The following is a 21,197-nucleotide window of genomic DNA, read 5'->3' as shown; positions in this document are numbered from 1 at the left end:
GACGAAGCAATCCAGAGTCCCTCCGCGGAAAGATTCTGGATTGCTTCGCTACGCTCGCAATGACGGAGCAGGCTAGCCCGCTTGCCGCAGTCAGCGACCGGGCGTAACCTTCCGCAATGGCCGTCAGTGTCCCCGACCTGAAAGCATTCCTGCTCGCCACACCGTTCTTCGGCGGTATCCCGGATCAAAGTCTCGACCTCCTGATGTCGATGCTGGTCGAGTGCCGATTTGATACCGGAGCAACCGTCGTGACGGAGGGCGAGCCCGGACGCTCGCTGTTCATCGTCAAATCCGGCCGGCTGGCGGTGAGCAAACGGGCGAATGCGGGGCGCGTGATCCCGATCTCCGTTCTGGAGCCCGGCGATTTCTTCGGCGAGATGACGCTGATCGAAATGCAGAATCGTTCCGCCACGGTGATCGCGGAGAGTCCGACGGTGCTGTACGAGCTGACGGCCCAAAAGCTCTACGCCTGCTACAAGGCCGATATCCATGCCTATGTGATCGTCCTGCAAAACATTAATCGCGAGCTATGCCGACGGCTTCGCCGGTCTGATGATCGGTTTACCGGGCACAGTGCGTAGGATGGGTAGAGCACTGCGAAACCCATCATATTTCGTCACCGAACGAGGCCTCGATGGGTTTTGCTGCGCTCTACCCATCCTACGAGCTGAGATGTTTTCATGGGCACGTTCTATACCGACGAGCAGATACAGGAAGCCGTTGCTGCCTTAGAGGACCACACTCCCGGTATCTTCGAGAGAATGAAGAAATTGGCTTCAGTCAACGATCCGTTTAGCGATGAACAAGAAGCAGAACTAGGAGCCGTCGTAAGAGTTCTCACCATCGTTCTGCCGAAAGCGTCATACGTGGTGCATGCTGAAGACGAAAATGAAGCGAGAGCGCGCCTCAGCATAAACCTGGGCGACGTTGTTCGCGCTGTACTCGCATCAGATGAAGACGATTCCCAATAACGCCCGCCATGGCCGCCTAAGGCTAGCGTCGGTCATGCCAATCTGACCCGTCGGACAAAACACCCACCTTCCGCAAAATCCCGTCAATCCCCTCTCACAAAAATATTCCACTTTACCGAAATTCGGAATCGCAGTATCAATCCGCCATCCCGGTCCAGGGAGAGGGGCGATCGTCCGTCGTAACGAACGTGGATCGGGGGGTGGTGGACGCGGCAGCGTCGGGCACGAAGGCGGGGACCAGGGCGAGATGAACCTCGTGAGGTCTTGTCTAGCGTGCGGACGAACGGCGCCAACGCCCTGCGAAGTCCTTTTGGGCGAAGCAGGACGTGTCCGGCGAAGCCTCTTGGCGAAGCCGGATCGCTGCGTACGGCAAAATCGTGTGGTCCTGGCCGTCGTTGCTACGGTCAAGCCTTGCGGAGATGGATCGGGGCTCTACCGGGTCTTTGTCCATCGTCAATTCGCAAGGCGACGGTGACAAAAAGGAACTCGTCGCCGGGGAGAGCGCGGCATAAGCCGTCAACCCACTGCGCAGGGAAGGCCGAGTGTTCGGCGTCACCTGTATGCTGCTGTGCGGTCTCTTTGCGCTACATCTTTGCGCAGCGGACCGCGGGTGCCAGCCGGCACCCGGTCTTCCCTGCGCCCTCTTCACAGAGGAGGGCTACGAAAAAAGCAAAACTCGGGCATTTGGTGCCGCGAGAAGGCTGCTTCATGTGCGATTTGAGCGAGGGAATGGTGCTGCCAGACAGGATTGAACTGTCGACCTCTCCATTACCAATGGAGTGCTCTACCACTGAGCTACGGCAGCATGTGCTGGGGTAAGAATCGGCCGCCACGAGGGGCCTACCAAGCGGGCCGATATCTGCCACAAGCCCCCCTCCTGTGCAAGCTTGCTAGCTCCGCCAAAGCGATAAAATCGGGTCGATATCGGGGCCAAAATGCCTGTTTTGGCTCGAAACGGCCGACTTTCCGCGGATTCGGTTCCGATATCCCCACCCAACTGGCCAGTTGCCCGATGCGCCGGATTCGATCCATTTCGATTTTCGCACGATCGGATCGCGCGGCCCTCTTGAGCTGCCTTATTCCTCGGGCATGTTATCGCCGATCGCTGTAATGGACCTCGATGGCAGACCAGAACGACAAGAGCACGAAGCAGGACTCCAGACAGGCGAGGGCGTCCCGCGACGACCGGCTCAAATCGGCGCTGCGCGAAAACCTGAAGCGGCGAAGGATGCAGGCGCGCGAACGGGCCGCAAGTGGCGGCCCCTCGCAGAACGAAGATGATTCCCTAAATGAGGGGACCGCCGGCAAGATAGCCGACAAGACCGGCGACTAGAATTTTTTGGAGTGCATGGCCGTGGCAATGGGGCAGGACGAGCAGCAACGACCCGACGGTGACGCGCAGATGTCGCGGTTCACCCGCCCTGAGCAGACCTTTCCGGCGCTGACATCAGCCGAGATCGAGCGGATGAGGCATTTCGGTGAGGTCCGCAACTACGCCGATGGGGAATTCCTGTTCGAGACCGGCAAGCCCGGGCCGGGCATGTTCGTCGTGCTGAAGGGCCACGTCGCCATCACCCAGCGCGACGGCCTTGGCCATGTCACCCCGTTGATCGACCAGGGGCCGGGGCAATTTTTGGCCGAGTTGAGCCAGCTCTCGGGACGGCCGGCGCTGGTCGACGGCCGCGCCGAAGGCGATGTCGAGACGTTGCTGTTGCCGCCGGAGCGGCTGCGCGCGCTGCTGGTCGCCGAGGCTGAACTCGGCGAGCGCATCATGCGCGCGCTGATTCTGCGCCGGGTCAATCTGCTCCAGGGCGGCGTTGGCGGCGTGGTGCTGATCGGTCCGTCGCATTCGGCAGGCGTGGTGCGGTTGCAGGGCTTCCTCACCCGCAACGGTCAGCCGCATCATCTGCTCGATCCCGCGCGCGATCGCGACGCCGCCGATGTCATCGCGCGTTATTCGCCCAAGCCGGACGACTGGCCGCTGGTCGTCACCCCCGATGGTGCGGTGCTGCGCAATCCCGGCGAAACCGAGCTTGCGCGCGCGATCGGCATGATCGGCGGCCCGCGCAACGACCGCATCTACGACGTCGCGATCGTCGGCTCCGGGCCGGCCGGGCTCGCTACCGCCGTGTATGCCGCGTCAGAAGGCCTCTCGGTCGCCGTGCTCGACACCCGCGCCTTCGGCGGCCAGGCCGGCGCCAGCGCGCGGATCGAAAACTATCTGGGCTTTCCGACCGGCATTTCCGGCCAGGCCCTGACCGCGCGCGCCTTCAACCAGGCGCAAAAGTTCGGCGCGGAGATCATGATCCCGGTCACGGTGAAGTCGCTCGACTGCACGCGCAAGGACGGCGCGTTTTCGGTGGCGCTTGACGGCTGCGACCCGCTGCATTCGCGCGCGGTGGTGGTCGCCAGCGGCGCGCGCTATCGCCGGCCCGACATCGAGAACCTCGATAAATTCGAAGGCCGCGGCGTCTGGTATTGGGCCTCGCCGGTCGAGGCGAAGCTGTGCGCCGGCGAGGAGGTCGCGCTGGTCGGTGCCGGCAACTCCGCGGGACAGGCCGCCGTGTTCCTCTCGGGGCACGCCAAAAAAGTGCTGATGATCATCCGCGGCGGCGGTCTTGGCGCCAGCATGTCGCGTTATCTCATCGAGCGCATCGAAGCCACGCCGAACATCGAACTGATGTTCAACACCGAGATCACGGCGCTCGAAGGCGACGAGGCCTCGCTGCTGCGGCGCATCCGCTGGAAGAGCCGGCTCTCGAGCGACGAGGATTTTGCCGACATCCGCAATCTCTTCCTGTTTGTCGGCGCCGATCCCGCCACCAGCTGGCTCGACGGCTGCGGCGTGACGCTCGATCGCGGCGGCTTCGTCGTCACAGGCGCGCAGTCCGAGCAGAACCAGGGCCGGCTGGTGGCGCCGCTGGAGACCTCGGTGCCCGGCGTCTACGCCGTCGGCGATGTCCGCTCCGGGTCGGTCAAGCGCGTCGGCGGCGCCATCGGCGAAGGCGCGCAGGTCGTTGCCTCCCTGCACGGCTTCCTCGGCGACGCCGCAAAACCGGCGCTTTAGTCAAGTAGACCACAAGCAGATGGCAAGGCGAATGTGACTTGCCATCTCGCCGGCTGATGCGTGACTATCTCCCCTCATCCTGAGGAGCGGCCGCAGGCCGCGTCTCGAAGGATGAAGGCCCAGCTGCCAAAGCCGGGCCTTCATGGTTCGAGACGCGTGCTTCGCACGCTCCTCACCATGAGGATCTAACAGAACAAATTTATATGGGAGGACTAAATGGCCGAACTCGTCGTGCTCTACAAGACGCCCAAGGATGCTGCCGCTTTCGACAAGCATTATGCCGAGACCCACATTCCGCTCGCCAAGAAACTTCCCGGCTTGAAGAAGTACGCCGTGAGCACGGGCACGGTCGGCTCCCCCGCCGGACCTTCCGGAATTCACCTCGTCGCCATTCTCACCTTCGACAACGTCGCCGCCATCCAGTCGGCTTTCGGCAGCGAAGCAGGCAAGGCGGCCGCCGGCGACGTGCCGAAATTCGCCACTGGCGGCGCCGACCTGTTGATCTTCGATACCAAGGAAGTATGAGCCGCGACTTTCGTCGTGTAGCCCGGATGGAGCGCAGCGTAATCCGGGGCCACTGCATTTGCATGCGAAAATCCCGGATTACGCTATCGCTCCATCCGGGCTACGCACTACAAACTGTCGTCGTTCGTGACAGCGTTGCAAAAAATTCAGCCATGCGTTTTTCGATTCGCACGATGACGCATGGCTGCGCACGCATGTGTGACACCAGCGCGTGTGGCAATCCGATGAGGACCGTAATATCAATCCCGAACTCGATGCAGAGAGTAGGAGAGATGTCATGGTTCTTGGGTTGAGCTTGCCCGCCTTCACGCTGGTTCATGTCATCATCAGCCTGATCGGCATCGTCGCCGGCCTCGTCGTGATGTTCGGCCTGCTCGGCTCGAAGCCGATGCCGGGCCTCACCGCGATCTTCCTGCTGTTCACGATCCTCACCAGCGCCACCGGCTTCCTGTTTCCGTTGAAGGAGCTGCTGCCGTCGCATATCATCGGCATCATCTCGCTGGTCCTGCTCGCGATCGCCTGTCTCGCGATCTACGGCATGAAGCTCTCTGGCATCTGGCGTCCGGTTTACATCGTGACCGCGATGATCTCGCTGTATTTCAACGTCTTCGTGCTGGTAATCCAGTCGTTCCTGAAGGTGCCGGCGCTCGCCGCGCTCGCACCTGCCGTGGCACCAAATCCACCGGGAGGTCCCGTGTTCGCCGTGGTGCAGGGCCTCGTGCTGGTTTTCTTCGTGGTGCTCACCATCGGCGCCTGGCGCCGCTTCAAGCCGATGGCGTTCGCCTGATCATTCAAGGAGCCTAGTAATGCCCACCATCACCACCGAGGACGGCGTCGAGATATTCTACAAGGACTGGGGCTCGGGCCAGCCGATCGTGTTCAGCCACGGCTGGCCGCTGTCGGCCGACGACTGGGACGCGCAGATGATGTTCTTCGTGACGCACGGCTATCGCGTCATCGCGCATGACCGTCGCGGCCATGGCCGTTCGTCGCAGGTCGCCGACGGCCACGACATGGATCATTATGCCGATGATCTCGCGGCCGTAACGGCGCATCTCGATCTCAAGAACGCAATCCATGTCGGCCACTCCACCGGTGGCGGCGAAGTAGTGCATTACATCGCGCGCCACGGCGAGAGCCGGGTGGCGAAGGCCGCGATCCTCTCCGCGGTGCCGCCGCTGATGGTGAAGACGGAGGCCAATCCCGGCGGCCTGCCGAAGAGCGTGTTCGACGATTTCCAGGTGCAACTCGCTGCCGGCCGTTCCAGCTTCTACCGCGACATCGCGGCCGGTCCCTTCTATGGCTACAACCGTCCCGGCGCAAAGCCGTCGGAAGCGGTGATCCAGAACTGGTGGCGCCAGGGCATGATGGGCGGCGCGAAGGCCCATTACGACGGCATCGTCGCGTTCTCGCAGACCGACTTCACCGAGGATTTGAAGAAGATCACCGTGCCGGTGCTGGTGATGCACGGCGACGATGACCAGATCGTGCCCTACGCCGATTCCGCGCCGCTGTCGGCCAAGCTGCTCAAGAACGGCATGCTGAAGACCTACAAGGGTTTCCCGCACGGCATGCCGACGACGCACGCCGAGACCATCAACGCCGACCTGCTGGCGTTCTTCAAGGAGTGAGCGGCCTCACGCCAAGATTGCCCTGATCGCGTCGAAGGTGCGCTTGACGAAAGCTTCCGGCTTCTCCCGCGCTCCTCCGGCGATCCAGCTCTCGCCGCCGACGCGCATCGCGCCGGTGGCGATCATGGCGACGAGCCGCGCCTTCAGCTGGTCCGATTTGGTTCTGGCGCGCTGGGCGAGCCCTTCGGCCAGCGCCCGCTCGAGCTTCTCGTATTTGAGTTGGTCGCGCGCCCGAAGCGCGGGATTATCGCGCTTGAGCCGCGACATGGCCGCAGCCTCCGCCGGATCGATCCGCTTGAGCGCCGCCGCGATCGCGTTCTCCGCCGCCGTCAGCATGGTTTCGCCCGCCGGCCGCGCCACGACCTCCGCGACCAGCGCGGCGGCGGCGCCTTCCTGCCAAGCCGCGACCACGTCCTCTTTCGAGGCGAAATAATGGAAGAAGCTGCGTCGCGACACGTCCGCCGCGGCCGCAATATCGTCGATGGTCGTGGCCTCGAAACCGCGCTCCAGGAATAGCGCCATCGCGGCGCGGGTCAACCGCTCGCGGGTCGCTTGCAATTTGCGCTGCCGCAGGCCGGTGCCATCGGCGGATTTTGCTCCTGCCGGCAATGGCTTGGTGCGCCTGTTGACTGATTTCCCGGCGACTTTCGAAAGCTTCAAATCACTTCACCACTTGCAAAGTTGCACCCAGTGCACATTTAGACCCGTCGCGGGGCCTTTCCCAGCCCCGACGGAGCTATGGCATGACCGACTGGACCACGGCAGACATCCCCTCCCTCAGCGGCAAGACTGCCGTCGTGACCGGAGCGACGGGCGGCCTCGGCTACGAGACGGCGATGGCGCTGGCGGGCGCCGGTGCCATTGTCATACTCACCGGACGCAACGAGGCAAAGGGCCTGCGCGCGATCGAGGGCATTTGCGAGCGCTTTCCCAATGCGCTGATCGCCTACGAGCATCTCGACCTCGCCAGCCTCGCTTCCGTCGCCGATTTTACCAGGCGCTTCGCCGCCAGCAACGAGCAGATCGACCTGCTCGTCAACAATGCCGGCGTGATGGCGCTGCCAAAGCGGCAGCAGACGGCGGATCGTTTCGAGATGCAGCTCGGCACCAACTATCTCGGTCATTACGCGCTGACGGCGCGGCTGTTGCCGCAGCTTCGCCGGGCGAAGGCGGCTCGGGTCGTCAACCTCTCGAGCCTTGCGCACCGCTCCGGGGCGATCAATTTCGACGATCTGCAGGCTAAGCATTCCTATCGTCCGTGGCGGGCTTATTGCCAGTCCAAGCTGGCGATGCTGATGTTTTCGCTGGAATTGCAGCGCCGCAGCCTCGCCGCAGGCTGGGGTCTGACGAGCCTTGCCGCACATCCCGGCTACGCGCGGACCGATCTGATTTCGAACGGTCCGGGTGCGAACACGTTCCAGTGGCGTGTGAGCCGGTGGCTGCAGCCCTTCATCAGCCAGTCTGCCGCGGAAGGCGCGCTGCCGACTTTGTTGGCGGCGACCTCGCCGGCAGCAGAGCCGGGCGGCTACTATGGTCCCAACTGGTTCTTCGAATTGAAAGGGCCGCCGCGGCCGGCGAAGGTCATGCCGCATGCAAAGGATTTCGCCTCGTCAGCCATGCTGTGGGATGTTTCGGCGACGTTGACCGGTATATCCTTCGACGAGATCGCGGCCGCCGCATGAGCCGCGAGCCTGTCGGGGAGGTCCCGATGCAGATCATCATCTTCGGCGCGACCGGCATGGTCGGGCAGGGCGTCTTGCGCGAATGCCTGATCGATGCCGGCATCGATCGCGTGCTCGTGGTCGGCCGCAGCCCGACCGGCGTCCGCCACGCCAAGCTCACGGAGATCACGCACGGCGATTTCACGGACTACTCGGCGATCGAAGCGCAGCTCACCGGCTTCGATGCCTGCTTCTTCTGCCTCGGCGTCTCCTCGATCGGCATGAGCGAGGAGCGCTACCGCCATCTCACCTATGACCTCACGCTCGCAGCGGCGACCGCGCTGGCACGGCTCAATCCGCAGATGACATTCGTCTATGTCACGGGCGCCGGCACCGATTCCACCGAGCAGGGTTCGCGGATGTGGGCGCGGATCAAGGGCAAGACCGAGAACGATCTGCTCAAGCTGCCGTTCAAGGCGGCCTACATGTTCCGCCCCGGTGCAATCCAACCGCTCCACGGTGCCCGCTCCAAGACCGCGTGGGTGCAGGCCGTGTATGCAGCAAGTTGGCCACTGTGGTCGGTACTGCGCCGGGTCTCGCCGCGGCTCGTCACCTCGACGGAGCAGATCGGCCGCGCGATGATCCGGGTCGCGCGGGAGGGGTATCCGCGAAAGGTGCTGGAGATGGAGGATCAATAGCCTCTAGTCCAGTGGGGCGTTAGTTCTAGGGAAATTTCGCCGCCCGCGCGCGTTGAGCCCTGTCCGCCCGAAGCAGAAAGCGCCGTCGATGTCTCCCCAGCTCAAACTGATCGCACTCGACGCCGACGACCTCTCCGTGATCTCGGCCCACGTCCAGGACGCCCGCGTGCAGCCCTCGGACATCATCTGGCGGCAAAGCGAAAAGCGGCTGGTCGTCGGCATGAGCCGGTTGGACTGGGAGCAGACACTGGACGGCGAGGCCGAGCCGCGCAGGCTGGTGGCGGCCCTCCGTTTCGACCGCGTGCTCGCCTGCAAGTCGCGCAACATCGACCTCGACGCGCCGGACACTGTCCTGGACCTCGTCGGCATCGAATTCCACGGCCAGGACGCCCCCGGCGGGAGCGCGCTGCTCCTGTTTGCCCAAGGCGGCGCCATCCGCCTCGACGTCGAATGCCTGGAATGCGAACTGACTGATCTGGGGGCGGATCAGCTGGGAGCGGGGTTGGAGGCTGAAGGGGAGGGGTGAAGTGGCATGCCAAGGCCACGCATTCCGCTTTCGCCAGGACGACGCCGGAGGGGAACGGCCCGGCCCAAGGGTTGACGCAGCTTCCCCGCCGCGCCATTGAGCAGGGGCCTGGTGAGCCAAACCGCGCCCCCAAAAACCAGTTAGAAGCCAAGATGCCCGTTCGTCTCGACCGCAGCAGCGCCGATTTTGACCAGCGATTCGGGGCCTTCCTCGCCGCCAAGCGCGAGGCCTCGGCCGACGTCGAGGCGGCCGCGCGAGCGATCGTCGACGACGTGGCGAAGCGGGGCGATGCCGCCCTGCTCGAGGCCACGGCAAAGTTCGACCGGTTGACGCTCAATGCATCCGGCCTGCGCGTCACCGCCGCCGAGATCGAGGCCGCGGTGAAAGCCTGCGACGCAGCGACCCTGGATGCGCTCAAGCTCGCGCGCGATCGCATCGAGACCTATCACAGCCGGCAACTGCCGAAGGACGAGCGTTTCACCGATTCGCTCGGCGTCGAGCTCGGCTGGCGCTACACCGCGATCGAATCCGCCGGCCTCTACGTGCCCGGCGGCACTGCAGCCTATCCGTCTTCGGTGCTGATGAATGCGGTGCCGGCAAAGGTCGCGGGCGTAGCGCGCCTCGTCATGGTGGTGCCCTCGCCCGACGGCAAGCTCAACCCGCTGGTCCTGGCGGCAGCAAAGCTTGGCGGCGTCACCGAGATCTATCGCGTCGGCGGTGCGCAGGCGGTTGCCGCGCTCGCGCATGGCACCGCGACGATCGCGCCCGTCGCCAAGATCGTCGGACCCGGCAACGCGTATGTCGCCGCGGCAAAGCGGCTGGTGTTCGGCAAGGTCGGGATCGACATGATCGCCGGTCCCTCGGAGGTGCTTGTCATCGCCGATGACACCGGCAATGCCGACTGGATTGCCGCCGACCTGCTGGCACAGGCCGAGCACGATTCCAGCGCGCAGTCGATCCTGATTACCGATTCCGCGCGCCTTGCCGCCGACGTCGAAAAGGCCGTCGAGGCGCAGTTGAAGACGCTGCCGCGCGCTGCGATCGCCAGCGCCTCGTGGGCCGATTTCGGCGCCATCATCATGGTGCAGAGCCTCAATGACGCCATTCCGCTCGCGGATGCGATTGCCGCCGAGCATCTCGAGATCATGACGCATGATCCCGACGCGCTCGCCGCAAGGATCCGCAACGCAGGCGCCGTGTTCCTCGGGCCGCACACGCCGGAGGCGATTGGCGATTACGTCGGCGGCTCCAACCACGTGCTGCCGACGGCGCGCTCGGCACGATTCTCGTCGGGGCTCTCGGTGCACGATTTCCTCAAGCGCACCTCGATCCTGAAATGCGGCCCGGATCAGCTGCGTGCGCTCGGTCCGGCCGCGATGATTCTCGGCAAGGCGGAGGGGCTAGATGCCCATTCGCGCTCGATTGGATTGCGCCTCAACCTGTCATGACCCAGCCGCCCGAACAGGACGACTCGACCAATCGCATCGTCGGCGTCACGCTCGACGAGGACTCGATCGGCCGTTCCGGCCCCGACATCGAGCATGAGCGCGCGATCGCGATCTACGATTTGATTGAACAGAACCTGTTCGCGCCGGAGGGCGCCGACGGGAAGGGGCCGTTCACGCTGCATATCGGCATCACCGGCAGCCGCCTGATGTTCGACATCCGCCGTGAGGACGGCACGCCCGTGGTCGCACATCTGTTGTCGCTGACGCCGTTCCGGCGGATCGTGAAGGACTATTTCATGATCTGCGACAGCTACTACCAGGCGATCCGCACCGCGACGCCGGACAAGATCGAGGCCATCGATATGGGCCGCCGCGGCATCCATGACGAGGGCTCGCGCACGCTGCAGGAGCGGCTGAAGGGCAAGGTGCGGGTCGATTTCGAGACCTCGCGCCGGCTGTTCACGCTCATTACTGTCCTGCACTGGAAGGGTTAAGCGCGATGGCGGGTCCGCCACGCGCACGCGATCCGCAATCGGTGCTGTTCGCATGCGCCATGAACAGCGTGCGCTCGCCGATGGCGGAGAGCCTGCTGCGGCACATGTTTCCGCAAGGCCTCTACGTGAAGTCGGCCGGCGCCAGGCGCGGCGAGCTCGATCCGTTCGCGGTGTCCGTGATGGCCGAGCTCGGCCAGGACATCTCCACCCACAAGCCGCAGACCTTCGAGGAGCTGGAGGATTGGGAGGGGCTGAATTTCGACCTGATCATCACGCTGTCGCCGGAGGCGCATCACAAGGCGCTGGAGCTGACCCGCACGCTTGCCGCCGACGTCGAGTATTGGCCGACGCTTGATCCCACCACCATGGAAGGCAGCCGCGACCAGAAGTTGGCGGCTTACCGTGACGTCTGCGACCAGCTCCTGCTGCGCATCCGCCGGCGGTTTTCGAAGGTGGGCGCGGCGAACGGGTAGCATTCGGCGCCCGTAACACCCGCGTCACAGACTGCGGGCACACGCATCCTGTACCCGTCGAATCAGTAAAGTCCGGGTTCCCGGGTTGTGAAATCAGCCCCCGTCCGATAGGTTCCGCGCGCAATTCACCCCTGCTTCATTCCCCAAATCACCTGATGCTCGGCCGCCCCAAATTCGTTCTCGCCTCCGGTTCGCCGCGGCGCCTGTCGCTGCTCAACCAGGCCGGCATCGAGCCGGACGCGCTCCGGCCCGCCGACGTCGACGAGACGCCGAAGCGGGGCGAGCTGCCGCGCGCCTGCGCCAACCGGCTCGCGCGGGCCAAGGCGGATGCGGCGCTCAAATCGGTGCAGCTCGACGACGAGCTGCGCGGCGCCTTCATCCTCTCCGCCGACACGGTGGTGGCGGTCGGCCGCCGCATCCTGCCCAAGGCCAATCTCGTCGACGAGGCCGCGCAGTGCCTGCGGCTGCTGTCGGGCCGCAACCACCGCGTCTACACCGCAATCACCCTGGTGACGCCGCGCGAGGCCTTCCGCCAGCGCCTGGTCGAGACCCGCGTCCGCTTCAAGCGCCTCTCGGAGGACGACATCCAGGCCTATATCGGCTCCGGCGAATGGCGCGGCAAAGCCGGCGGCTACGCCGTGCAGGGCATCGCGGGGTCGTTCGTGGTCAAGATGGTGGGGTCCTACACCAACGTGGTCGGCCTGCCGCTCTACGAGACCACCACGCTGCTCGGCGGCGAAGGTTTCCCGATCCGCTTCGGCTGGCTCAATGCCACCGCCGTCTGAGCCGACAAGCCGCTCCTGTAAAAATCGCGAAAACAACCCCATGCACAGTAGAATTGCCCCGCGGGAATCTGGCCGGAACGCCTGCACTTCCGCCGGAGGAACCCCTTTGGCGACAGGCTCTTGAACTCTCTCACCTCGTGCAAGCTGAGCACCCTATGGACGACCAGGTGAAAAAGCCCGCAAGCCCCCTCAAAACCTGCCCGATCTGCGGCAAGCCGCAGTCCGAGGCCACCCGCCCGTTCTGCTCCTCGCGCTGCCGCGACGTCGATCTGAACCGCTGGCTGAAAGGCTCCTACGTCATCCCCGGCCGGGATGACGAGGCGGATGGAGAAGAATAAACAAGTAATATCAACATTCTAAGTGAATGATGCCCGCGCAGCACGCCAGCTCCAGCAAGCCCGCCCGACCTTGTGCACAGCCGGGCCGCGCCCGGCGAAGCCTCTTGGTGAAGCCGGGTGGACAGGCAGCCTTCAGCCCACTATAAACCGCCCGCTCGATGGGCTTTGGCCCCTCTTTGGAGCACGCCCAGGTAGCTCAGTTGGTAGAGCATGCGACTGAAAATCGCAGTGTCGGTGGTTCGATTCCGCCCCTGGGCACCATTTTCGCTCGCCACGGGCAACATCTTCCCCAGCGCCAAGCCTTGAGCGCCAGGTCTTGACCAGCCCGCTCGCGCAGCAATCCGTTCCGGAACCAGATCGCGCCCGCCCATTGCTGGCACTCTGCTTGCTCAGCCAGGACCAAAGTCTGGCCTTGGAAGAGAGGCCGTTTCAGGTTGAGGCAAGTGATGCAGGAAGTGTCCCGTTCTGATGCTGGCGAACTCCGGCTCGATGCGTTGGTCGCCGATTTGTGGTGGCGCGTTCGGCTCATGAACACAGACATTCTCGAGGAAGAGGCGAGAGCAGGGGTGTTTGACGTGCTGCAGCCGACATACCCGCTTCTTGCGCTTAATCTTCGCGCGCGACGCGACAATTTGGTCTCGACGATCGGCGTGCTCGAGCAGCGTGCGCGATCAACGTCGGAAGCGGCTTGAGCGCGGTCTTCTGTTACACCGGGAACGTCAGCGATTTCGCGAGCCTGACCAGATCGACCTGGCGCCGGCAGCCCGTCTTTTCGAAGACGTGAATGAGGTGGCTCTTCACGGTGCTGACGGAAACGCCGAGCAAGGCCGAGATCGCGTCTCGTGTGTGTCCCTCGCAGATGAGCTCGAAGATGCGAATTTCGGCCGGCGTCAGGTCATAGAGCTGGTTGAGCGCATCGTGAGGCAATCGCGGCGGCCCGGAGGCTGACGTCACGAACACGGCGGCAGCGGCGCTTTGGATCAGGCCGGATCGCGTGTGGCTGCGTCGCAACGGCAGAACGTGAATGACGAGAGCGTCACCGCCTTGGCGAGGGATCGGGATGCCGATGCCTTTTTGCCCGAGCTTCGTCTCGTCCTTTGCCGCCTGCGCGACGGCCGATTGCAATGTGGCCGTGGTCGCCGCGGATTGAACCGCGATCCTGCCATGCCTTGCCATGATCGGATCGCCGGCCGCGAGCATCGCCGCGGCTGCGGCGTTGGCGTGAACGATCTTCGAATCCTCGTCGGCCAGGACGACGCCCACCGTCAGGGCCTCCACCGTCGCCGCGAATGTGTTGGCCTCCACCGCCTTCATGTCGAACAGATTGCTGATCGTCACGGCGCGGCGGATGTGAGGCGCCAGAAGGCGCAATCCGTCGACCTGCACATCGTCAATGCGGCCTGCCGACTCATGCTGGCTGAATATCGCATTTCCAACCATCGTCCTGTCGCGTACGAGGCCGACGGCAACGGCGTCGAACAAGCCCTTGGGCAGGGCCCATTCGCGATAATAGCGGTTGCTGGAAATGATCTCCGACCGGACGGCTTCGGATTGAACGATCGGCTCGCCGAGCGGATACTGCTGAATGCGCTCGGCGCCGCCCCAGAGCTCGATGATGTCGGCGCCGTAGCCGACCCCGTTCTGGGCCATCTGGGCCAGGTCGGACCCGGAGACCGCATTGACGACGGCCTTCATATTGGTGAGGCTGGCGACCGAGAGCGCGCCGGTGGCAAAGCCGAACTCGGCGCAGATCTCATCCAGAACTTCGGTCCAGCGTTCCGGCGCGATCACACAATCATAGATACTGCCGATGAGGTCCGAGAACTTCTCGACCGAAGCCTGGTGCATTCCAAACCACTCACTTGAAAATAGCGGACGTCACTTGAAAGCTAGTTTAGGAGTGGCTTCATCGCCTATGACGTATTTCACAATCCCGAGGCAGCGATCCTATCACCGCGATTCGGGGGCGCAAACGGGAACACCGAACCCAAATGCTTGGAGTGGCTTGTTGGCGGCCGCGACGCATTTCGCGCTCGTGCTTTGCTGCCGCTAAGTCGAGTGTCTGTTCTGCTCGATGCCTGCTCAAAACTGCGGCAGATGCGATGCGGAGCGCGTCGGCAGGCCGTGTCAAGTTGCATGGTTCCTCTCCATGCAACCTGGATCAGGGCGTGATATCCTGGCCCTCGGGACGGAATTGACCCTCCCCGCATCTGGAAGGACATGGCCATGACGTTGTCATCACGCTTCGGTACGCGTCCCGCTGTCGCCATCTCATCGATCGCACTGCTCCTGTGCGCCCTCGGCGGCACCGCGATGTCGCAACCGACGCCCACCACGACCGCCGCCGACACCCAGCTTCCCGGCGTCACGGTCGATGCGCCGAAGCATATGGCGCGGCCACACCGGCCAGCGCATCACGCGACAGCTCGCGGGACCGCATCGCGCACGTCAGCCGCTTCGACGGCGTCACTGGCGCCGAACTCGGACGCCGCGAAGCTTGCCAAGCTCGCCGCTGCCACGGGCAGCTGCGTCGGCGGTTGTCAATCGAGCTTCAAGACGGGCGACAAGCCCTGGGTTGGTTGCAACGTTTCGGGTGGCGTCTATTCGTTCACGTGCCGTAACGTCGCTAACTACAAGACCTATGACGAGTGCAAGGAAGCAGGACGGATCACCGGCTGGCGCTCCGGCGAGACCTCGGCATATTGCAGCAGCCTTGCGTTGAAGTAGCAGTGCGGATGGCCTCTCCTCCGATTGCACGAGGCAAGTCGCAAGCGGGTCGACGATCAGCGCGTGATTGACGACACATATCATTCCAGCCGGTCAGTCCAGCCTGTTGTCAGGTGGCTCGCGTCATGGATCGTCTGCGCGTGGCCCCTATGTCCATTCGCGATTGTGAGGCTTGCGAACGAGCCACGCCCGCGCTCTCATGCTATTGCTGCCTCCGCAATGACGCGAGGACACCCATGCTCCCCCTTCCCGCCGATATCTTCACCGAGCCCGAGGACGTCTCGCCCGACGGGCTTGCCAATCTCGGCCCGCTCCGCCGTCTCGCAGGCAGCTGGCAGGCCGACAAAGGTATCGATATCAATCCGAAGGCGGAGGGGCCGGAGCGGCGGACCTTCATTGAGCGCATCCGGATGGACCCGATCGATCCGCAGGCCAACGGGCCGCAGCTGCTCTATGGGCTGCGCTATCACATCCACATCAACACGCCCGAGGAAGACATCACCTTCCACGACCAGGTCGGCTACTGGTTGTGGGAGCCCGCGACCGGGCTGATCATGCAGACGCTGGCGATCCCGCGCGGGCAGGTGCTGCTGGCGTCGGGCAAGGCCGGGGCGGACGACAAGGAGATCTCCGTGACCGCCAAGCGCGGCGACACCGCATACGGGATCTGCTCGACTGATTTTCTGGAACAAGCGTTCCGCACCGATGCTTACCGCTGCGACATCACCTTCAACGACGACGGCAGTTGGACCTATCTGATCCAGACCGAGTTGTTCGTGCGCGGCGCGCCGTTCAACCATCGCGACACCAACACGCTGAAACTCGTCGCGCCGCCAAAGCTCAATCCCCTCGCGGTGATCTTGAACGATCGCGCCACGGGGAATAAGGGCAATGAGCCGGCAGCCTGAGCGCGGCCCGGAGATACGCATGAAGCCTTACGTCATCTGTCTGATGCATTCGAGTCTGGACGGCCGCACCCATCCGAGCCGCTGGCGCCCGAAGGGGGCAGGGACGGACTGGTTCGAGAAGATCCACGACGAGCTCGGCGGCGATGCCTGGGTAATCGGCCGCGTCACCGGCTCGGAGTTCGCCAAGGGCAAGCCCTATCCCGCGACGGCGGCCGCGAAATTTCCGCGCGAAAATTGGTTGGCACGACGTGACGCGATAACCTATGGCGTCGTGCTCGATGCGAAGGGCAAGATCGGCTGGGGCCGCTCCGATATCGGCGGCGATCCGATCGTCGTCGTGCTGACCGAGAGCGTCTCCGATTCGCATCTCGCGGGGCTCCGCCGCGAGGGCGTGTCCTATATCTTTGCCGGAAAGTCCGAGATCGACCTCGCGCGGGCGGTGGACATTCTCAACCGCGAGCTCGGCGTGAAGCGCCTTCTGGTGGAGGGCGGGGGCGTCGCCAACGGCGCGTTCCTTCGTGCCGGCCTGATCGACGAGTTCGATCTGATCCTTAGCCCCGCGATCGACGGCGCCAAGGGCGCGCCCTTCGTGTTCGATTCCACGGATGCCGATGGCGACCGGCGTGCACCGCTGAGCGCGATGACGCTGGAGAGCACGCGGGATCTCGGCGGCGGCGTCCTGCTGCTGCGCTATCTGATCCAGAACGATCCGCAGGCCGTGGGCAAGTAAGCACCGACATGTCGGCAACATCAGAGCATATCGTCATCGTCGGTGCCGGCGCGGCCGGCCTGATGGCGGCGCGCGAGCTGGCGTGCGCGGGCAGGACGGTGACGATCCTGGAGGCGCGCGAGCGCTGCGGCGGCCGCATCCATCCGCTGTCTGTTTCGGAGTTCGGCTACCCCGCCGATGGCGGCGCCGAATTCGTCCACGGCGAGGCGCCGGTCACGCGCGCGCTGCTGCATGAGGCCGGGCTGTCCCTTCAGGAAATCGAAGGCGAGCGATGGGGCTTTGACGGCGCAGACATCGTGCGCGAGGATCGCCACGATCCGCTTGAGGCCAAGCTGCACGCCGTGGTTCGGGAATTGAATGACGATCTCACCATCGCCGATTTCCTGCGCCGGCATTTTGCCGGCGATGAGCATGCGGGGCTGCGCCATTCGATCGAGCGAATGGTCGAGGGCTACGATGCGGCCGATCCCGAGCGCGCCTCCACGCTGGCGCTGCGCGAGGAATGGATGGCTGGCGGGCACTCTCCGCAGGCGCGCATCAAGGGCGGCTATGGTGGGATGATCAACTTCCTGGCAGCCGAGTGCCGCAACCTTGGCGTGATGTTTCGCTTCGGCTGCGTGGTGTCGGCGATCGAGGAGGAGGGCGGCGCGATCGCCGTTCGCTGTATCGGCGGCGACGTGCATGGCTGCGGTCGCGTGATCCTCACTGTTCCGTTGCCGCTATTGCGCGAGATCGGGCTGCCGAGCCGCGCGCGCGCGAAGGCGGCGGCGGCCGACGACATCGGCTTCGGTAACGTGATAAAAATCCTGCTGCGCTTCAGGCGGCCATGGTGGCGCGAGCGCAAGGAAGAGCTCGCGGACATGAGCTTCATTTTGTCCGACCAGGTCATCCCGGTGTGGTGGACGCAATATCCGAACCGGCATCCCGTGCTGACCGGATGGTTCGGCGGCCCGCGCACGGCAGCGCTGTCGCACCTCGGCCCGCAAGCGCTGATCGATGCCGGGCTCGATTCGCTTGCGACCGTCTTCGGCCTGTCGCGCGAAGATCTCGCGCGCGAGCTCATCGCGGCCGCTGCGACCAACTGGGCGCACGATCCCTATGCCCGCGGCGCCTATTCCTGGGCGACGCCGCGAACGCGCGAGGCGCAAACGATCCTCGCGCTGGCCGACGGTCCAGTGCTGTTCTCCGGCGAGGCGCTCTATCGCGGAGCCGACATGGGCACGGTCGAAGCGGCGCTGGCGAGCGGCCAGCAAACGGCGGGGCTGATCTTGCGGGGATAGCTGACAGTCAAGAAAAAGGCCCGCATCCCGCGGGCCTTCGTCTTACCAGCGACCGTCTTACCAGCGGCTGCCGCCGAAGCCGAACGTCACGCTGGGACCGCCGCCGCCGTAATATCCGTACGGTCCGCCGCCGTAATAGCCGTGGTGCCGCGGGTAATAGCCGTAGCTCCGGTAGTGCGGACGATGAAATCCGTGATGGTGGTGAGGACGCCAGTGATGGCGATAGCCGTGATGGTGGTGCCTGTGCTGCGCGCTGATATCGGTCGACTGGCCGGCTGGCGCGTTGTGTTTCGCGCTTGAATTGTTGGCCGCGTTCGCCGCGGATCCGCCTGCAAGCGCCGCAGCACCGACGGCTATCGCGACAATGAGATACTTCATGTCATTACTCCAGTTGAATGTCGTGTGACAACACGTGGTCATCCGGCGCGTTCCGGTCAGTGCGGGCGTCGAAACGACGCAGTTTCATTGGCGTTCGATTTGCGCGGCTGCGTGCGTCTCGTGAGATTTATTGTCGCATCGCGGGCGTCGATCGCAACTCTGCCATCACTCTGCCGCGAATGACGCAATCACGTCATCGGTGGAGAGTCGCGAAAGGCCGCCATGCCGGGCGCTGATCAGTCAATCGCTCAACTCAACGTGATCCTCATGCGCGTTGCGCTTGATCCAGCGCAACTCCGGCCAGTGTCTCCCCATGCAATGTCGCCGCGACAATTCGAATTGCAGATCGAGGCAAGACATGAAGGCGTATTTCATCGGTGGCGGCATTGGATCGCTCGCGGGCGCGGCGTTCCTGGTTCGTGACGCGCAGCTGCCGGGGCGGGACATCGTGATCTACGAGGCGCAGCCGCTGGTCGGCGGCAGCCTCGACGGCGCGCTGCTCGCGAACGGCGCTTATTCGCTGCGCGGCGGACGCATGCTCACGACCGATCACTACGAATGCACCTGGGACCTGCTGTCGAGCATTCCCTCGCTCGAACATCCCGGCCTCAGCGTGCGCGAGGAAACCGTCGCGTTCAACACCGAGAACCCGGCGCATTCGCAGGCGAGGTTGGTCGATCGCAACCGCTTCAAGCTCGACGTCTCGCATATGGGATTTTCCGCGCGCGACCGGCTCGAGCTGCTGCGGCTCACGGAGGCGTCGGAGGAGACGCTCGGCAACAGCCGCATCACCGACTGGCTGTCGCCCAAATTCTTCGAATCCAATTTCTGGTACATGTGGCAGACCACTTTCGCCTTTCAGCCCTGGCACAGCGCGGTCGAGCTGAAGCGCTATCTGCATCGCTTCATGAACGAATTCCCGCGCATCGAGACGCTCGCCGGCGTCAAGCGCACCGTCTACAACCAGTATGACGCGATCGTGCGGCCGCTTGCCGCTTGGCTCAAGGGCCAGGGCGTGCAGTTCGTGCGCGGGACCGCCGTCACCGACATGGCGATCGAGAGCGAGGACGGACGCTTGCGGGTGCGCCAGCTCGTACTCGACCGCGACGGCCGCATCGCCAATGTCCAGCTCGAGGACGGCGACCTGGTGTTCTTTCAGAACGGCTCGATGACGGACGCCTCGAGCCTGGGTTCGATGACCGAGCCGGCTCCGTGCCTGACCAAGTCCGACAGCCGGGGTTGGGCGCTGTGGGAACGAATCGCGGAGGGACGTCCCGAATTTGGCAAGCCGTCCGCGTTCAACGCGTCGATCCCGGAATCCTATTGGCTGTCATTCACGGTCACCTGCCGCGATCCGCGCTTCTTCGACAAGATGGAGGCGTTCTCCGGCAACAAGGCGGGCACCGGCGGCCTCGTCACGTTCAGGGACTCCAACTGGCTGATGTCGGTGGTGCTGTATCACCAGCCGCATTTCGCCGGACAGCCGAAGAACGTGCAGGTGTTCTGGGGCTATGCGCTGCATCCCGACCGCGTCGGCAATTTCGTGGCCAAACCGATGTCCGATTGCAGCGGCGCTGACATCCTGAAGGAGCTTTGCGGCCATCTGAATTTCGACCTTGGCGTCTTCGAGGATGCGATCTGCGTTCCCTGCCGCATGCCCTACATCACCAGCATGTTCATGCCGCGCAGCGCGACCGACCGGCCGCTGCCGGTGCCCAGGAATTCCGTCAATCTCGCCTGTCAGCCAGTTCGTCGAAATCCCCGATGACGTCGTGTTCACCGTCGAATATTCGGTGCGCGCGGCGCAGACGGCGGTCTATCAGCTGATGAAGATCGATCGCCCGGTGCCGCCGGTGACGCGGCACGACAAATCGCTCGCAGTGATCTTCGCAACGCTGGAAAAGGCGTTCACGTGACGGGTCGAGTTATTTGAACGGATCCTGGATCGATGGCGCCGACTGCCTGATACGACGCACGCTCACGGGCGTGCCGTCGGAAACGAACAGCAGTTCGTAGCGGCGGCCCTCGCTGTCGGTGGCGGAGCAGGTGACATCAGTCACCTTCTTGGCGGCGAAATTGCCGGTCTGGCGGCAGAGGCCGGTGGAGGTCTGCTCGGCCGGCACTGGCAACCCGTCGACCTTGGGGCGGTCCTTGGAGTTGAGCAGCATGCGATCGATCGGCAGCTCGTAGGAATTGTCGTCGGCGCGCTTGCCGTTCTCGCCGGAGAACGACACGACGTGATTGTGATCGGCGGGATCGTCGACCGCGACCGCGAAATTGACCCGGCCCTTGTCACCATGGGCGTAGGCCACCGTCTTGCAGGCGAAGGTGCGCCCGGCGACCTTCAACGTCTTGCAGTGGCCGGACATCAGCGCCAGCAGGTCGACGTAAGCGTTTGCGGCCGGAGGGTTGTTGACGGGAATCGACAAGGAAGACTCGGCAAAACAAGGGCTTGCCAGGCTGATAAGGGCGGCGGTGAGGACTGGTCGGCAGAGGCGCATCGGGAGGCTCACATGCCAGGGAACCACGGAAAAGTTCCGTCCGATAACCAGCGAAC

At 64.1% G+C, this 21,197-nt stretch carries 24 protein-coding genes, 2 tRNA genes and 1 pseudogene; 22 read left to right on the top strand and 5 right to left on the bottom strand.

Annotation, left to right across the window (positions count from 1 at the left end; translation table 11 throughout):
• The first annotated feature begins 116 nt into the window (after nt 1-116).
• Both FXB41_RS16290 and FXB41_RS16285 read left to right on the top strand, forming a co-directional pair.
• Entirely contained in the window at nt 117-581 is a 465-nt protein-coding gene (locus tag FXB41_RS16290; RefSeq protein ID WP_219682461.1) for a Crp/Fnr family transcriptional regulator, read from the top strand.
• 99 nt (nt 582-680) lie between these two features.
• Nucleotides 681-971 carry a hypothetical protein gene (locus FXB41_RS16285; protein ID WP_219682460.1) on the top strand — a complete coding sequence of 97 codons (291 nt, stop codon included), beginning with the start codon at nt 681-683 and terminating at the stop codon, nt 969-971.
• Between the two features lie 730 nt (nt 972-1,701).
• On the opposite strand, the gene FXB41_RS16280 is transcribed toward FXB41_RS16285, so the two are convergent.
• A tRNA-Thr gene (locus FXB41_RS16280) sits at nt 1,702-1,776 on the bottom strand.
• Between the two features lie 315 nt (nt 1,777-2,091).
• Here FXB41_RS16280 and FXB41_RS16275 point away from each other — a divergent pair.
• The 5 genes from FXB41_RS16275 to FXB41_RS16255 all read left to right on the top strand — a co-directional run bounded on the left by FXB41_RS16275 (nt 2,092) and on the right by FXB41_RS16255 (nt 6,194).
• Nucleotides 2,092-2,304, top strand: a complete 213-nt coding sequence (locus FXB41_RS16275; RefSeq protein ID WP_219682459.1) for a hypothetical protein — start codon at nt 2,092-2,094, stop codon at nt 2,302-2,304.
• A gap of 27 nt (nt 2,305-2,331) precedes the next feature.
• Nucleotides 2,332-4,038, top strand: coding sequence for an FAD-dependent oxidoreductase (locus tag FXB41_RS16270; RefSeq protein WP_219682525.1), 1,707 nt, complete (start codon nt 2,332-2,334; stop codon nt 4,036-4,038).
• A 216-nt stretch (nt 4,039-4,254) separates the two neighbouring features.
• Nucleotides 4,255-4,563 carry an EthD family reductase gene (locus tag FXB41_RS16265; protein ID WP_007597575.1) on the top strand — a complete coding sequence of 103 codons (309 nt, stop codon included), beginning with the start codon at nt 4,255-4,257 and terminating at the stop codon, nt 4,561-4,563.
• A gap of 277 nt (nt 4,564-4,840) precedes the next feature.
• Nucleotides 4,841-5,350, top strand: a complete 510-nt coding sequence (locus tag FXB41_RS16260; protein WP_219682458.1) for a hypothetical protein — start codon at nt 4,841-4,843, stop codon at nt 5,348-5,350.
• 19 nt (nt 5,351-5,369) lie between these two features.
• The gene (locus FXB41_RS16255; protein ID WP_219682457.1) at nt 5,370-6,194 is read left to right on the top strand and encodes an alpha/beta fold hydrolase; all 825 of its coding nucleotides are present in this window, start codon (nt 5,370-5,372) and stop codon (nt 6,192-6,194) included.
• Nucleotides 6,195-6,200: 6 nt separating this feature from the next.
• On the opposite strand, the gene FXB41_RS16250 is transcribed toward FXB41_RS16255, so the two are convergent.
• A complete protein-coding gene (locus FXB41_RS16250; protein WP_219682456.1) occupies nt 6,201-6,854 on the bottom strand; it encodes a TetR/AcrR family transcriptional regulator in 654 nt (217 codons plus the stop codon).
• A gap of 83 nt (nt 6,855-6,937) precedes the next feature.
• On the opposite strand from FXB41_RS16250, the gene FXB41_RS16245 reads away from it, so the two are divergent.
• From FXB41_RS16245 to FXB41_RS16200, 10 genes are all read left to right on the top strand, one after another.
• Nucleotides 6,938-7,876, top strand: a complete 939-nt coding sequence (locus FXB41_RS16245; RefSeq protein ID WP_219682455.1) for an SDR family oxidoreductase — start codon at nt 6,938-6,940, stop codon at nt 7,874-7,876.
• 26 nt (nt 7,877-7,902) lie between these two features.
• Nucleotides 7,903-8,553, top strand: coding sequence for an NAD(P)H-binding protein (locus FXB41_RS16240; protein ID WP_219682454.1), 651 nt, complete (start codon nt 7,903-7,905; stop codon nt 8,551-8,553).
• A gap of 88 nt (nt 8,554-8,641) precedes the next feature.
• Nucleotides 8,642-9,079 (top strand): DUF2948 family protein, encoded by a 438-nt coding sequence (locus FXB41_RS16235; RefSeq protein WP_007597561.1) that lies wholly within the window; start codon nt 8,642-8,644, stop codon nt 9,077-9,079.
• Between the two features lie 152 nt (nt 9,080-9,231).
• On the top strand, nt 9,232-10,527 hold the full coding sequence (hisD, locus tag FXB41_RS16230) for a histidinol dehydrogenase (protein ID WP_035993721.1): 1,296 nt from the start codon (nt 9,232-9,234) through the stop codon (nt 10,525-10,527).
• Complete coding sequence (locus FXB41_RS16225) at nt 10,524-11,021, top strand: UPF0262 family protein (protein WP_018453111.1); 498 nt, start codon at nt 10,524-10,526, stop codon at nt 11,019-11,021. Before hisD ends, FXB41_RS16225 begins: the two co-directional genes overlap by 4 nt.
• A 5-nt stretch (nt 11,022-11,026) precedes the next feature.
• Nucleotides 11,027-11,494 (top strand): arsenate-mycothiol transferase ArsC, encoded by a 468-nt coding sequence (locus tag FXB41_RS16220; protein WP_219682453.1) that lies wholly within the window; start codon nt 11,027-11,029, stop codon nt 11,492-11,494.
• 155 nt (nt 11,495-11,649) lie between these two features.
• Nucleotides 11,650-12,279, top strand: coding sequence for a Maf-like protein (locus FXB41_RS16215; RefSeq protein WP_007597557.1), 630 nt, complete (start codon nt 11,650-11,652; stop codon nt 12,277-12,279).
• A gap of 155 nt (nt 12,280-12,434) precedes the next feature.
• Complete coding sequence (gene yacG, locus FXB41_RS16210) at nt 12,435-12,617, top strand: DNA gyrase inhibitor YacG (RefSeq protein ID WP_007597555.1); 183 nt, start codon at nt 12,435-12,437, stop codon at nt 12,615-12,617.
• A 185-nt stretch (nt 12,618-12,802) separates the two neighbouring features.
• Nucleotides 12,803-12,878, top strand: a tRNA-Phe gene (locus tag FXB41_RS16205).
• Between the two features lie 185 nt (nt 12,879-13,063).
• Entirely contained in the window at nt 13,064-13,309 is a 246-nt protein-coding gene (locus FXB41_RS16200) for a hypothetical protein (protein WP_219682452.1), read from the top strand.
• Nucleotides 13,310-13,322: 13 nt separating this feature from the next.
• Here the strand turns inward: FXB41_RS16200 and FXB41_RS16195 are convergent, their stop codons facing one another.
• Complete coding sequence (locus tag FXB41_RS16195) at nt 13,323-14,465, bottom strand: helix-turn-helix transcriptional regulator (protein ID WP_219682451.1); 1,143 nt, start codon at nt 14,463-14,465, stop codon at nt 13,323-13,325.
• Between the two features lie 378 nt (nt 14,466-14,843).
• Between FXB41_RS16195 and FXB41_RS16190 the strand changes: the two genes are divergently transcribed.
• From FXB41_RS16190 to FXB41_RS16175, 4 genes are all read left to right on the top strand, one after another.
• Entirely contained in the window at nt 14,844-15,344 is a 501-nt protein-coding gene (locus FXB41_RS16190) for a hypothetical protein (RefSeq protein WP_007597540.1), read from the top strand.
• Nucleotides 15,345-15,580: 236 nt separating this feature from the next.
• The gene (locus FXB41_RS16185) at nt 15,581-16,252 is read left to right on the top strand and encodes an FABP family protein (RefSeq protein ID WP_007597539.1); all 672 of its coding nucleotides are present in this window, start codon (nt 15,581-15,583) and stop codon (nt 16,250-16,252) included.
• A 19-nt stretch (nt 16,253-16,271) separates the two neighbouring features.
• Nucleotides 16,272-16,982 (top strand): RibD family protein, encoded by a 711-nt coding sequence (locus FXB41_RS16180; protein ID WP_219682450.1) that lies wholly within the window; start codon nt 16,272-16,274, stop codon nt 16,980-16,982.
• An 8-nt stretch (nt 16,983-16,990) separates the two neighbouring features.
• Nucleotides 16,991-18,262 (top strand): flavin monoamine oxidase family protein, encoded by a 1,272-nt coding sequence (locus FXB41_RS16175; RefSeq protein WP_219682449.1) that lies wholly within the window; start codon nt 16,991-16,993, stop codon nt 18,260-18,262.
• 57 nt (nt 18,263-18,319) lie between these two features.
• Here FXB41_RS16175 and FXB41_RS16170 read toward each other — a convergent pair whose 3' ends face one another.
• Entirely contained in the window at nt 18,320-18,640 is a 321-nt protein-coding gene (locus tag FXB41_RS16170) for a hypothetical protein (RefSeq protein ID WP_219682448.1), read from the bottom strand.
• A 358-nt stretch (nt 18,641-18,998) separates the two neighbouring features.
• Between FXB41_RS16170 and FXB41_RS16165 the strand changes: the two are divergent.
• Nucleotides 18,999-20,556 (top strand): annotated as a pseudogene (locus FXB41_RS16165) (oleate hydratase).
• Nucleotides 20,557-20,565: 9 nt separating this feature from the next.
• Here the strand turns inward: FXB41_RS16165 and FXB41_RS16160 are convergent.
• The gene (locus FXB41_RS16160; RefSeq protein ID WP_007597530.1) at nt 20,566-21,141 is read right to left on the bottom strand and encodes a hypothetical protein; all 576 of its coding nucleotides are present in this window, start codon (nt 21,139-21,141) and stop codon (nt 20,566-20,568) included.
• Nucleotides 21,142-21,197 lie beyond the last annotated feature (56 nt).

The organism is Bradyrhizobium canariense (assembly GCF_019402665.1).
GTDB lineage: Bacteria > Pseudomonadota > Alphaproteobacteria > Rhizobiales > Xanthobacteraceae > Bradyrhizobium > Bradyrhizobium canariense.
The sequence above is the reverse complement of the archived record's forward strand: the minus strand, read 5'-3'. Positions and strand labels throughout refer to the sequence as shown.